This is a genomic window from Ruegeria sp. YKSF070, from assembly GCF_059612725.1.
Genome location: NZ_JBXWRD010000011.1, coordinates 24,880 through 38,299, shown reverse-complemented (window position 1 = coordinate 38,299; position 13,420 = coordinate 24,880). Strand labels below are relative to the sequence as shown.

The 13,420-nt window shown below is 64.9% G+C and carries 9 protein-coding genes; 7 read left to right on the top strand and 2 right to left on the bottom strand.

The genetic code is table 11. The features are described 5' to 3' along the window. The first annotated feature begins 19 nt into the window (after positions 1 to 19). From AC2FL1_RS08325 to mdoH, 6 genes are all read left to right on the top strand, one after another. Positions 20 to 1,639, top strand: coding sequence for a thiamine pyrophosphate-binding protein (locus AC2FL1_RS08325; RefSeq protein ID WP_496876597.1), 1,620 nt, complete (start codon positions 20 to 22; stop codon positions 1,637 to 1,639). Next, positions 1,626 to 2,819, top strand: coding sequence for a CaiB/BaiF CoA transferase family protein (locus tag AC2FL1_RS08320; RefSeq protein WP_496876596.1), 1,194 nt, complete (start codon positions 1,626 to 1,628; stop codon positions 2,817 to 2,819). The genes AC2FL1_RS08325 and AC2FL1_RS08320 overlap by 14 nt, the downstream gene beginning before the upstream one ends. 176 nt (positions 2,820 to 2,995) lie before the next feature. Continuing rightward, entirely contained in the window at positions 2,996 to 4,366 is a 1,371-nt protein-coding gene (locus AC2FL1_RS08315) for a tetratricopeptide repeat protein (protein ID WP_496876595.1), read from the top strand. Positions 4,367 to 4,393: 27 nt separating this feature from the next. Next, positions 4,394 to 5,620, top strand: coding sequence for an OpgC family protein (locus tag AC2FL1_RS08310; protein WP_496876594.1), 1,227 nt, complete (start codon positions 4,394 to 4,396; stop codon positions 5,618 to 5,620). Continuing rightward, a complete protein-coding gene (locus AC2FL1_RS08305) occupies positions 5,617 to 7,116 on the top strand; it encodes an OpgD/OpgG family glucan biosynthesis protein (protein ID WP_496876593.1) in 1,500 nt (499 codons plus the stop codon). The genes AC2FL1_RS08310 and AC2FL1_RS08305 overlap by 4 nt, the downstream gene beginning before the upstream one ends. Next, positions 7,116 to 8,987 carry a glucans biosynthesis glucosyltransferase MdoH gene (gene mdoH / locus AC2FL1_RS08300; RefSeq protein WP_496876592.1) on the top strand — a complete coding sequence of 624 codons (1,872 nt, stop codon included), beginning with the start codon at positions 7,116 to 7,118 and terminating at the stop codon, positions 8,985 to 8,987. The genes AC2FL1_RS08305 and mdoH overlap by 1 nt, the downstream gene beginning before the upstream one ends. 4 nt (positions 8,988 to 8,991) lie before the next feature. On the opposite strand, the gene AC2FL1_RS08295 is transcribed toward mdoH, so the two are convergent. Both AC2FL1_RS08295 and AC2FL1_RS08290 read right to left on the bottom strand, forming a co-directional pair. Then, a complete protein-coding gene (locus tag AC2FL1_RS08295; protein ID WP_496876591.1) occupies positions 8,992 to 9,810 on the bottom strand; it encodes a CE1 family esterase in 819 nt (272 codons plus the stop codon). Further along, positions 9,807 to 10,274: a rhodanese-like domain-containing protein gene (locus tag AC2FL1_RS08290; RefSeq protein WP_496876645.1), complete on the bottom strand. Its 468-nt coding sequence runs from the start codon at positions 10,272 to 10,274 to the stop codon at positions 9,807 to 9,809. The genes AC2FL1_RS08295 and AC2FL1_RS08290 overlap by 4 nt, the downstream gene beginning before the upstream one ends. 236 nt (positions 10,275 to 10,510) lie before the next feature. Here AC2FL1_RS08290 and AC2FL1_RS08285 point away from each other — a divergent pair, with 236 nt between their 5' ends. Next, positions 10,511 to 13,420, top strand: coding sequence for a monovalent cation/H+ antiporter subunit A (locus AC2FL1_RS08285; protein WP_496876590.1), 2,910 nt, complete (start codon positions 10,511 to 10,513; stop codon positions 13,418 to 13,420).

Below are 13,420 nucleotides of genomic sequence, written 5' to 3'. Positions count from 1 at the left end.
CCTTTAACGGAGCCCCACCATGTCAGACCCCCTTCCCCGCGCTGCCGACCTGCTGGCCCGGCGGCTGTACGAGGCGGGCTGCCGCCATGCCTTTGGCATGCCCGGCGGCGAGGTGCTGACGCTGGTCGATGCGCTGGACAAGGCCGGGATCACCTTTCATCTGGCCAAGCATGAGAATGCCGCAGGCTTCATGGCAGAGGCGGTGCACCACCGCGATGGCGCACCCGCGATCCTGCTTGCGACGCTGGGGCCCGGGGCGATGAACGGGGTCAATGTCGTCGCCAATGCGCTGCAGGACCGGGTACCGATGATCGTGCTCACCGGCTGTGTCGATGCCGACGAGGCGCTGACCTATACCCATCAGGTGATGGACCATGCCCAGGTGTTCCGCCCGATCACCAAGGGCAGTTTCCGCCTGACCGCCGAAGGCTCGGATATCATCGCCGACAAGGCGGTGTCGCTGGCGACGCAACCCCGCTCCGGCCCGGTTCATATCGACGTGCCGATCGGCGTGGCCGATACCCCGGTGCGCGAGACAAGGCGGCGGCGGCTGACCCCGGCGGCCCCGGTGGCGCCCGGTGGCACCTGTCTGGAGACCGCCCGCCGATGGGTCGCCGAGGCACGCCGCCCGCTGGCGGTGATCGGCCTCGACGTGCTGGCGGACGGGTCGAAATGTGTCCTGCAAGCCTTTCTGGAACATTTCGAAATTCCTTTTGTGACCACCTACAAGGCCAAGGGTATCCTGCCCGAGGATCATCGCCTTTGCCTGGGCGGCGCGGGCCTGTCACCACTGGCCGACAGCCACCTGCTGCCGCTGGTCAAGGCCGCCGATCTGATCCTGTGCCTTGGTTATGACCCGATCGAGATGCGCCCCGGCTGGCGCGAGGTCTGGGACACCGAACGCCAGCGGGTGATCGACATCTCAGCGGTGGTCAACGACCACTACATGCATCAAGCCGGGATCAATATCGTCGCCGATACCGGCGCCACGCTGGAGGCCATCGCCAAAGGCACACCGGGGCACCCTACCTGGCCCGGGGGCCAACCGCAGGCGGCCCGCGACGCTCTGGCCCGCGCCTTTCCCGAAGACGAAGAGTGGGGGCCCGCCGCGATCATCGCCGAGACCCGCGCCACCCTGCCCGAAGGCACATTGGCCACCGCCGATAGCGGCGCCCATCGCATCCTGCTCAGCCAGATGTGGCGCTGTGACGAGCCGCGCGGGCTGATCCAGTCCTCGGGCCTGTGCACCATGGGCTGCGCCTTGCCGATGGCAATTGGCCTGAAACTGGCCGAACCGAACCGCCCGGTGATCAGCTTCTCGGGCGATGCCGGGTTCCTGATGGTCGCCGGAGAGCTGTCCACCGCTGCCGAGATGGGCGGCAACCCGATCTTTCTGGTCTTTGTCGATGCCAGCCTGTCGCTGATCGAGCTGAAGCAGCGCGGCCGCCAGTTGCCCAATCGGGGCGTCGATTTCGGACATCACGACTTTGCCGCCATCGGCCGCGCCTTTGGCGGGCATGGACACACCGTGCGCTCGCGGGCAGAGTTGCGCGCGGCGCTGGAGGCGGCGCAGGCGGCAGACCGGTTCACGGTGATCGCAGCCGAGATTTCACGGGGAGATTACGATGGCCGGATCTGAGCAACCAAAGGGTCCGCTCGACGGGGTGCGCGTGCTGGACCTCAGCCGCATTCTGGCGGGGCCGACCTGTACCCAGCTTTTGGGTGATCTGGGCGCCAATGTTATCAAGATCGAGAACCCCGGCTCGGGCGGTGACGACACCCGCCAATGGGGGCCGCCCTATGTGACTGATGCGGATGGCAATCCGAGCGATTTGAGTGCCTATTTCATGGCCGCCAACCGTAACAAGAAATCGGTGACGCTGGATATCTCGACGCCCGAGGGGCAGGCACAGATCCGGCGTCTGGCGGCCCATGCCGATATCCTGATCGAGAATTTCAAACCTGGAGGGCTGGCCAAATACGGGCTGGACTATGCCAGCCTCGGACCGGAGTTTCCCGGCCTCGTCTATTGCTCGATCTCGGGCTTTGGCCAGACCGGCCCCAATGCCTCGAAACCGGGTTATGACCTGATGGCGCAAGGGTTCGGCGGCGTGATGTCCCTGACAGGAGAGCCCGAGGGCGCCCCGATGAAGGTGGGCGTGGGCATCGCCGACGTGATGTGCGGCATGTATGCAACCGTGGGGATCCTCGCCGCGCTGCATCACCGCCAGCGCACCGGCGAAGGCCAGCATATCGACCTGGCGCTGGTCGATGCGCAGGTGGCCTGGATGATCAACGAGGGCGTGAACTACCTGACCAGCGGCGCCCTGCCCCAGCGGCGGGGCAATGCTCATCCCAACATCATGCCCTATGACGTCTATGCCACCTCGGACGGGCATGTGGTGCTGGCGGTGGGCAATGACAGCCAGTTCCGTCGGTTCTGCGGTTTTCTGGACCTGGGCGCGCTGGCAGACAACCCGCGCTTTGCCACCAACCAGGCGCGGTTGCAAAACCGCTCCGAATTGGATGCCTTGCTGCGTCCGGCGCTGGCGGCGCGCAGCATGGCCGAGGTGATTGCCGGGCTCGAGGCGCTCAAGGTCACGGTGGGGCCGGTCCAGACCATCGACCAGGTCTTTGCCAGTGATCAGGTCGCGGCCCGGCAGATGCAGATCGACATGGAGGCCGAGCCCGGCCCGGTGCACCTGATCGGCAATCCGCTGAAACTGTCGCGCACCCCTGTCACCTATCGCAGGGCGCCGCCGCGCTGCGGGCAGGACACCGAATCCGTGCTCTCCTCGGACGATCCGTTCGCAGACTGAAACATCGCCTGTCCCTGGGCGGCAAATTGCTGAAACAACAGGGGCATTCGGCGGCTTTTCCCCCATTTTCCGCACACGCGCTTTCACCAATTCGCGAGCGGCGTCGATCCTGATACGGGGCTCCAATAGACTTGGCAAAGGCGCGAACTGCCCCCTTTGCAAGGAACGGACCCGGTATGAGAGACGATGTTTTTGGACAGACCAACAGCCTGACCCGCGCGGACAGCGCCGAGGCGTGGGACGGCGTTCTGCTGGGCTTCATGGCCCATGCGTCAGTTACCCCGCAGCATCTGGCGCGGGTGTTGGAACTGGAGCCCGATTTTGCCCTGGGCCATGCCATCAAGGGCCTGTTCATGCTGCTTTTGGGCCGGCGCGAGATGACGCCGGTCGCGGTCGACGCGATGGCCGCCGCCGAGCGCGCGGCCGATGCGCACCCGGTGACGCCGCGCGAGGCGCATTACCTGGCCGCGCTGCGCCACTGGCTGGCAGGCAGCCCCAGCCGCGCGGTTCAGGAATTCGAGGCGATCCTGCGCACCCATCCCGAGGACACGCTGGCGATGAAGCTGAGCCATGCGACCCGATTCGTACTGGGCGATCCCGACGGAATGCGCCGCTCGATCGAGCGGGTGCTGCCCGCCTATGCCCCCGATCACGCCGGGCGCGGATACCTGCTGGGTTGCCATGCCTTCGCGCTGGAGGAAACCGGCGCCTACGACAAGGCAGAGATCGCCGGACGGCAGGCGCTGTGGATGGTATCGGACGACGCCTGGGGCCTGCATGCGGTAGCGCATGTCCATGAAATGAAAGGACAATCCGAACAAGGCCTGGAATGGCTGGCCGGGCGCGAGTCGGCCTGGTCCCATTGCAACAATTTTCGTTACCACGTCTGGTGGCACAAGGCACTTATGCATCTGGACCAAGGCCAGATTGATCAGGTATTCGATCTCTACGATTCAGCGATTCGCAAGGATAAGACAGACGACTATCGGGACATATCGAACGCCACCTCGCTGCTGTCGCGGCTCGAGCTCGAAGGCGTAAATGTCGGAGACCGCTGGGAAGAACTGGCCGATCTGAGTGCCGCGCGCACCGAGGATGGATGCCTGATCTTCGCAGACCTGCATTACCTGCTGGCCCTGACCGGGGATACCCGAGAAGACGCCATCTCGCGAATGCTGCACCGGATCAAGCGCGATGCAGACATGGCCCAGTGCGACACCACGCGCCGCATGGCCGACCCCGGACTGGCCGCAGCACAAGGGCTCGAAGCCTTTGGCGAGGGGCAGTATGGCCAAGCCTTCGACCACCTGCTGGCCGCGCGCGGCAGCATGCAGCTGGCCGGGGGCAGTCACGCCCAGCGCGACGTTTTCGAACGCATCACCATCGACGCGGGCCTTCGGGCGGGGCGTCTGGACGCAGTCGAGCGGGTGCTGGACGACCGTCGCGCCAAACGCGGCGGTCATGAAGATAGCTATGCCCTCGCCCGCCGGGCCTTGATCGAGGCGGGTCGCGACGACCGCAATTTTCACAGCGTTCCCGCGGAATGACGAGTGACACAGAAGGACCAAGGACGTATGGCGACGATTTCGCCCGCCTCTGATTTCGCCCCCACAGCCACGGCGCACCGCGCTGTGGCCACGGCCGCCAGAACCCGCGACCTGCGGCTGGATTTCTTTCGCGGCATCGCGATGTTCATCATTCTGGTGGCCCATATTCCCAGCAACCCCTGGGCCGGCTGGATCCCGGCGCGGTTCGGCTTTTCCGACGCGACCGAAATATTTGTCTTCTGCTCGGGCATGGCCTCGGCCATCGCCTTTGGCGGCGCCTTTCTGAAACGGGGCTGGTGGATGGGCACCGCGCGTATCGCGTTCCGGGTCTGGCAGGTCTATTGGGCGCATATTGGCCTGTTCTTTTTCACCGCCATGTGCATGGCAGCGCTGGACCTCTCGGGCCTGTTTGAAAAGAGCTATGTAGACGGGCTGAACCTGCAGCATTTCTTTGGCGATCCGATGTCGCAGATCGTGGGCTTGTTTACGCTCACCTACGTCCCCAACTACTTCGACATTCTGCCGATGTATCTGGTGGTTCTGGCAATGATGCCGCTGATGATGGGGCTGAAACAGGTCGGGTTCTGGGCGATGGCGCTGGCCTCGGTGCTGATCTGGGCGGTGGCCCAGACCGGTGCGCTGGCGCTGCCGGCGGAACCCTGGTCCGAGCGGCAATGGTTCTTCAACCCGTTCGGCTGGCAATTGCTGTTCTTTACCGGCTTTGCCTTCATGCGCGGCTGGATCCCGGCTCCCCCCGTCCACAAGGCGCTGATCTGGGCGGCGGCGCTGTTTGTGGTACTGTCGGCCCCGTTCGGCTCCTGGAAGGTGTTTCTTTGGGTCGATGCCTGGAACTCCACCGTCAGCGAGCCGATCCGCGAGACCTGGAAAGTGACCGGAGAGCTGCGCGACAAGACCGATTTCGCGCTGCTGCGCTATGTCCATTTCCTGTCGCTGGCCTATCTGGGCTGGGTCGTCGCAGGCGACAAGGGCGCGCGGTTGCTGCCGCAGGGCGATGGCGCAGTGGCGCGGGCCTGGCAGATGGTGCTGAACGTCATCCTCAAGGTCGGCCAACAATCGCTGGCGGTCTTCGTCTTCTCTATGGCCGCCGCTCGACTGCTGGGCGTGCTGCTCGACATCGCCGGACGCGATGCGCTCAGCGTTCTTGCCGTCAACCTGTTCGGCTTCGCCCTGATTGCAGCGGTTGCCTATGGCGCCGCCTGGTTCAAATCGCATCCCTGGAAATCCCGCACATGATGCTGTCTCGCCGTTTCTTTCTGGCCTCTGTCTCCTCTCTGGCGCTGGTGCCGCGCGCCTTTGCCGCTGCACCTGCCGAGCCTTTCGAGCGCGAGATGGTGACCGCCATGGCGCGCGATCTGGCAACGCGCGCTTACGCGCCACGCCCTAGCGTGCCCGAGCCCTGGCAGGCGCTGACCTATGAGCAATACCGCTCGATCCGGTTCCGCATCGACCACGGGCTGTGGGCCGGGACCGAGACCCCGTTCAGCGTCGATTTCTTCGCGCCCGGTCTCTATTTCCCGCGCGCCGTTCAGGTCGAGGCGGTCGAGAGCGGCATGACCCGCCCGGTGGCCTTTGAAATGGACATGTTCGATACCGGACCCGAGGTGCCGCCGCTGCCTGCCGACGAGGCACTCGGCTTCTCCGGCCTGCGTCTGCGCACCGAGATGCACCGCCCCGGCGAGACCGATGAATTCTGTGTCTTTCAGGGGGCCAGCTATTTTCGGGCCATCGGCCTGGGCGAGGCCTATGGCCTGTCGGCGCGCGGTCTCGCGCTCAAGACCGGCGATCCGATGGGCGAGGAATTTCCCGATTTCATCCGCTTCTGGCTGGAACGTCCCGAACCGGGCCAGCGCGCCATGGTGTTGCATGCGCTGATGGACAGCCCCTCGGTCACCGGTGCCTACCGGTTCGAGGTCACCGCCGGCGAGGATACCGTGATGGAGGTCGAGGCGACGCTGTTTGCCCGCGAGGACGTCGACCATGTGGGCCTCGGCCCGCTCACATCGATGTTCCTTTACGACGCCACCGATCGCACCCGGTTCGACGACTTCCGCCCCGCCGTGCATGACAGCAACGGGTTGATGATCCGAAACGGCGCGGGCGAGGTGATCTGGCGGCCGCTGGCCAATCCGCGCGCATTGCAGATCTCGTCGTTTGTCGACGAGAACCCGCGCGGGTTCGGCCTGATGCAGCGGGCACGCGACTTTGCCGATTTTGCCGATCTCGAGGCGCATTACCACCGCCGCCCCGGCCTGTGGGTCAAACCGCATGGCGATTGGGGCAAGGGCGCGGTGACCCTGGTCGAGATCCCCGCCGATCAGGAGATTTATGACAATATCGTCGCCTATTGGCGCCCCGCGACCCCCTATGCCGCCGGCAGCGAGATTTCGCTGTCCTATCGTCTGACTTGGGGCGAGGAACCGCACCGCACGCCGCTGCCACGGGTGATCCGCACCGCCATGGGCGAAAAGACCTTTGGCGAGGGGCGTCTGGTCGTCATCGACTTCGAAGCCAGCCCGCTGTTCGACGATGTCGACGCGCTGGAACCGATCGTGCAGTCGCCCCATACCGAAATCGCCCCGCCGGTTCTGCAACGCAACCCCGATACCGGTGGGATGCGACTGGCGTTTTCTTTTGTTCCGGGCGAGGCACCTCTGGTCGAATTGCGCGCGCAATTGCGCCACGACAAAGAACCGGCGTCGGAAGTCTGGCTTTACAGGTGGACCGCGTGATGCGCGACGATCTTCATATCATGCCGCCCCGCGCGCCGCTCGACATGCGCGCGCAGGATTTCAGCGCCGGGTTCCGCGACGCGCAGGCCCCATCCGACACCGCGCCGCAGGACGTGGCGCTGTGGCGGGTGGTTGCCTTCTCGCCCGCCATGGCAGCGACGCTGGCGCTGGTCTGGCTGATGGGCGACTGGTTCTCGGACAGCGGCATCTCGGTAATCGAGCTGGTGCTGCTGGCGCTGATCTCGTTCAACTTCTTCTGGATCGCCTTTGCGGTCAGCACAGTTCTGTTGGGCATGCTGTCGCTGTCGCGGCAGCCCGCACGAACTCGCGCAGGCCGGGCCGAGCCGCTGAAGGTGGCCTTGCTGATGCCGGTCTATAACGAGGTGCCCTGGTATGTTCTGGGCAATGCCCGCACCATGCTGGAGGAACTCAAGGCGCGCGGCGGCCAGCATGAATACGCCATGTTCATCCTGTCCGACACCCGCGACGACGCCATTGCCGCGCAGGAACAGGCCAGTGTCGAGGCGCTGCGCACCACGCTGGCACCGGATCTGGCGCTCTACTACCGCCGCCGGGTGGAAAACACCGACCGCAAGGTGGGCAATATTGCCGATTGGGTCGCCGGCTGGGGCGCCGACTGGGACGCGATGCTGGTGCTGGATGCCGACAGCCTGATGACCGGTCGCGCCATCGTCCGGCTGACCGACGCGCTGGCCCGCGACCCCGGCGCCGGGCTGATCCAAAGCTTTCCGCAACTGATTGGCGCACAATCGGTTTTTGCCCGGATGCAGCAATTCGCCAATGGCGTCTATGGCGCCGCCTTTGCCGAGGGCATGGCCCGCTGGTGCGGGCAGGAAGGCAACTATTGGGGCCATAACGCGATCATCCGCACCGCCGCCTTCGCCAATTGCGCGGGCCTGCCCAAGCTGCGCTCGCTGTCGGGGCGCGAAAAGCTGATCATGAGCCACGATTTCGTCGAGGCCGGACTGTTGCGCCGGGCTGGCTGGTCGGTGCGCTTCCTGCCGCGCATCCGGGGCTCTTACGAGGAAACCCCGCCCACCCTGATCGACCACGTACTGCGCGACCGCCGCTGGTGCCAGGGCAATCTGCAGCACCTGAACCTGCTGACCGCGCGCGGCTTTCGCTCGGTCTCGCGGTTTCACATGTTCCACGGCGCGATCGGCTATCTGATGTCGCCGATCTGGTTTGCCCTTTTGGTGATGTGGGCGCTGATCGGGCATGGGCAGGATGGATCGGTGCTGCAGTATTTCAGCCCCGACAACCCGCTGTTCCCGCAATGGCCCGAGATGAGCGAGGGCCGGCATGTGCTGATCATTGTGGTGATGTATGCAATGCTGCTGTTGCCCAAACTGCTGGGCATCGTGGCGCTGCCGCTGAGCGGCGCGCATTACTCGGATTTCGGCGGTGCGGGCCGCTTCATGCTGTCCTTCCTGTCTGAGGTCGTGTTGTCGATCCTCTATGCGCCGATCCTGATGGTGCAACAGATGATCGCGGTGTTTCGCACGCTCTTGGGCATCCAGAAGGGCTGGTCACCACAGGCCCGCGACGGCGGCACCTATGGGCTGGCCACGCTGGTCAAATGCCACGCGCTGGAAACGGTGAGTGGGCTGGCGCTGAGTACCGGCATCGCGCTGGGGCTGGTATCGGTCTGGCTGGCACCTATCGCGCTCAGCCTGGCGCTGGCGGTGCCGCTTTCGGCGCTGTCGGGCGTGTCGGCGGGCACCGCGCGGCGGCTGATCGGCATGCGCGAAGAGTTCCGCGAGCCCGCGATCACCCGCAGCGCCCGCGCCTATCGCAACGAGCTGAAGACCTTGCTGGAACGCGGCAGCCGGATTCACCCGGCCGAGTGAGGGATCAGGGCGCGGGCAGCGCCTCGACCCAGTCGGCCATCATATCGGCCCAGCCTTCGGGCACCGTATGGCCGCCGGGAAACAGCGCGAATTCCAGCGAACCGCCGCTGCATCCCTGCCAGCGGCGGCGCAGAAAAGGGCCAGTCTGATCAAAGCCGTCCGGCTTGTGCTCGACGCAACCATTGGTCAGGCGCCACAGTTCCAGCCCGGCAAAGATATCGCCTTGTTGGAACCGGCCACTTCCCAGGAAACGCCCTTCGAGCGGCACCACCGGATCGGCCCAGCCATGGGTCTGGAACAGGTGCACCGGACCTGCACAGCTGTCGGGCTGCGGGCGCCAGAACCCGCCCGAGACCGGCACATAGGCCCGATAGGCTCCGGGCGTGGCGCAGGCCAGATAGGTCACCATGAAGGCGCCAGCCGAAAACCCGCCCAGCACCGCCCGCTCGGCATCGAGCCCGAAGCGCGCGCTGGCATCGGCCAGAACCTGGGTCAGAAAAGCGGTCTCGTCCCGTCCCTCCCATCCGGGAAAGAAGGTCCAGCTGCGCGGGCGACCCGGGGCGCGGGACTGGCCATCAGGCGCGATCACAGCCCAGCCGCGCGCCAGCAAGGGCGCCACCAGCCGCGCATTGCGCAGGGTCGCCGCGCCCTCGCCGCCATGACCGTGCAAGAAAATCAGGACCGGCGGGTTCTCGGCCTCGGGCACGGCGATGTGATATGTGCCGTCTGCGGTCTCGCAGGGGGCTGCCTCAGCCGCGCACCCCGCCTGCGCGCCTTGCCCCCAGAGACCGGCCAGAAGAGCCAGAACCGCCGCGCTCCTCATTCCAGAGCCTCGGCATGGGCCACGACCGGCAGTCCAGCGCGCAGCCAACCCGACCCCGCGCGCGAGCCGAGCATACCCTCGGGCACGTCGATGATGCCGGTGAACCCGGCCTGTGCCAGTTGGTTGGCCAATCGGGCCGAGCGTACCCCGCGGGCGCAGATCAGCGCGATGGGTCGGGTCCGGTCGCCTTCGGCCAATTCGTCGAGCGCCGTCACGAAATCCTCTCGCCGCATGTCGAGCGGGTGCGCCCCCGCACCGAGCCCCGTCGAGGCCCATTCATCGGGACGACGGATATCGACCAGCAGCACCTTGCCCGCGATGGCCTGCGCATGTGCCTCTTCCACGCTCAGGGCGCCACCGGTGAAATCCTCGGGCGTCAGCAGGTATTCCCGCACGGCAAATCCGGTCAGCGCAGCGGCGCCCAGCACCAGCACGGCCCGGCGGCCAACCCGGTGGGCAAGCATCGTGGATGCGGTCAAAGCAGCGTCCTTTCTGTCGAATTCGTCTGTTTCTAACACGGGCAGGTCCCTGCCGCGCGCCTGGAGTGGCACCTGAATGATCAAGAAAACGTCAGTCCGGAATACATGAAACATTCTGTCGCGCCGAAACTTCGGGCTTTGCATCCTTGCAATACCGGCCAAGGACATAAATTATCGCTGCAAAGCGGAAACAAGAATAACCAGCAGCGGAGTAATCGACGGTGTCCCTTTTCCTCATCGCCGCCCTACCCTTTCTCGGGGCAATCTTCCCTGCCCTGCTGATCCGGGCGGGACGCAACGCTTCGGCTTCGGCGGCGGGATTGACCAGCTTTCTGGCCTTCACCGGTCTGATGATCCATGCCCCGACCGTGTTGTCGGGCGGAGTGGTTACGGCAAGGTTCGACTGGCTGCCCGGTCTGGGTCTGAACGCCAATTTCATGCTGGACGGTCTGGGATTCCTGTTTGCAACGCTGATCCTGGGGATTGGCATGCTGATCATCCTATATGCCCGGTTCTATCTGTCGCGGCATGATCCGATGGGGCAGTTCTATACCTATCTGCTGCTGTTTCAGGGCGCGATGGTGGGCATCGTCCTGTCCGACAACATCCTGCTTTTGCTGGTATTCTGGGAGCTGACCTCGCTCAGTTCCTTCCTGCTGATCGGCTATTGGAAGCACCTGCCCGAAGGCCGCCAGGGGGCGCGCATGGCGCTCGCGGTGACCGGGTCGGGCGGGTTGGCGATGATCGCGGGCATGCTGATCCTGGGCCATATCGCCGGGTCCTATGACCTGAGCGTGATCCTGCAACACAAGGAGGCGATCCAAGCCTCGCCGCTGTACCTGCCGGCACTGATCCTGATCCTTTTGGGCTGTTTCACCAAATCGGCGCAGTTCCCGTTCCATTTCTGGCTGCCGCACGCGATGGCAGCGCCGACGCCGGTGTCGGCCTATCTGCACTCGGCCACCATGGTGAAGGCGGGGCTGTTCCTGATGGCGCGCATGTGGCCGGTGTTGGCGGGCACGCCCGAGTGGTTCTATATCGTGGCCACCACCGGGTTGGTTACCATGGTGGTGGGCGCGGTCATCGCGCTGTTCAAGGATGATCTGAAGGCGCTGCTGGCCTTTTCCACGGTCAGCCACCTGGGGCTGATCACCATGCTGCTGGGCTTTGGCACCAAGGTTGCGGCAGTTGCGGCGGTGTTCCACATCATCAACCACGCCACGTTCAAGGCCGCCCTGTTCATGAGCGCCGGGATCATCGACCACGAAACCGGCACCCGCGACATCAAGCTGTTGGGCGGTCTGCGCCGACTGATGCCTATCACCTTTGGCATCGCACTGATCGCGGCCCTGTCGATGGCGGGGATACCACCGCTGAACGGGTTCCTCAGCAAGGAGATGATGCTGGAAGAGACGTTCCACACCGTTTGGCTGGACAGTCATGTGGTGGTGCCGGCGCTGGCGGTTTTCGCGGCACTTTTCTCGGCGGCCTATTCCTTTCGCTATATCGCGCATGTGTTCCTGGGGCCCGAGCGCGAAAGCTATCCGCAGAACCCGCATGATCCCGGCCCGGGCCTGTGGCTGTCGCCCGCCCTGCTGGTGGTGCTGGTGGTGATCATCGGCCTGAACTCCGCCACCGTGGCGGGGCCGCTGGTCAAGGCCGCCGCCGGGGCGGTGATCGGCGGCGAGTTGCCCTATTTCAAGCTCAAGCTCTGGCATGGGTTCACGCCCGCGCTCTACATGTCCATCGTGGCGGTGCTGGGAGGCCTGCTGTTGCTGGCACTGCACCGGCATCTTGAACGGTTCTGGAACGCCCTGCCCCGGCCCGAGGCAAAGGTCATCTTTGACGCGGTGATCGAGGCGCTGACCGCGCTGTCGAACCGGGTGACCGACGGGCTGCACAACGGTGTGATCAGCCGCTATGCGGCCATCATGGTCACCTTTACCGTGGGCATCGGCTATTACGCCTATGCCAGCGGCAACATCGGCGCACCGACCCGAGTGCCGCTACCCGCACCGATCCTGCCGATCATCGGCTGGGTCTGTCTGGTGGGAGCAACGCTTGCGATCATGTGGTTCCACCGAAACCGGCTGCTGTCGCTGGTGCTGATCGGGGTCGTCGGCCTGATCGTGTCGATGGCGTTCAACTATCTCTCGGCCCCCGACCTGGCACTGACCCAGATCTCGGTCGAGGTGGTGACGATGATCCTGCTGCTGCTCTCGCTGAACTTCATGCCGACGGAAACGCCGGTGGACAGCACCAATGGGCGCAAGTTGCGCGATGCGGCGATCTCGATCGTCGCGGGTATCGGCGCGGGCGGGCTGATCTATGCGCTGATGCTGCGCGATTTCGCCTTTCCGACGATCTCCGAGTTCCACCTGGCCAATTCCTACAAGGGCGGCGGCGGCACCAATGTGGTTAACGTGATCCTGGTGGATTTCCGGGGCTTTGATACCTTTGGCGAGATCATCGTGCTGGGCATCGCCGCGCTAGTGATCTTTGCCCTGACCGAAAGCGTGCTGGCCACCAAGGTGCGGGCCTATCTGCTCAATCGCAAGCCGCATTGGCCGCAATCGGGCGACGCGCATCCGCTGATGATGGTGGTGGTGACGCGTGTGATGATGCCGATCGCGCTGATGGTGGGGGCCTATATCTTCTTCCGGGGCCACAACCAGCCGGGCGGCGGTTTCATCGCCGGTCTGGTGGTCGCCATCGCCTTCTTGATGCAATACATGGCCAGCGGCTTTACCTGGGCGGCCGAGCGGCAGCGGTTCTATTACCACGCCACCATCGGCTGGGGCGTGCTGATCGCGGCTGCCACCGGTCTGGGCGCCTGGTTCAATGACATGCCCTTCCTGACCAGCGATTTCGGCTATCTGCACTGGCCGCCTCTGGAGGAGTTCGAATGGGCCACTGCGATGCTGTTTGACACCGGCGTGTTCCTGGCGGTGCTGGGCGCGGTGATGCTGACGCTGGAAAGCCTGTCGCGCTTTGCCTGGCAGCCGGGGATGACCCAGGAATTCCCGATGGATATCAACCCCGCGCGTGAGGCGCTGCGCCAGTTCGTCGAGGAGACCAAGCAGAAGATGGCCGAAAAGGGCAAGACCATAGATACGGAAAAGGGGGCCTGA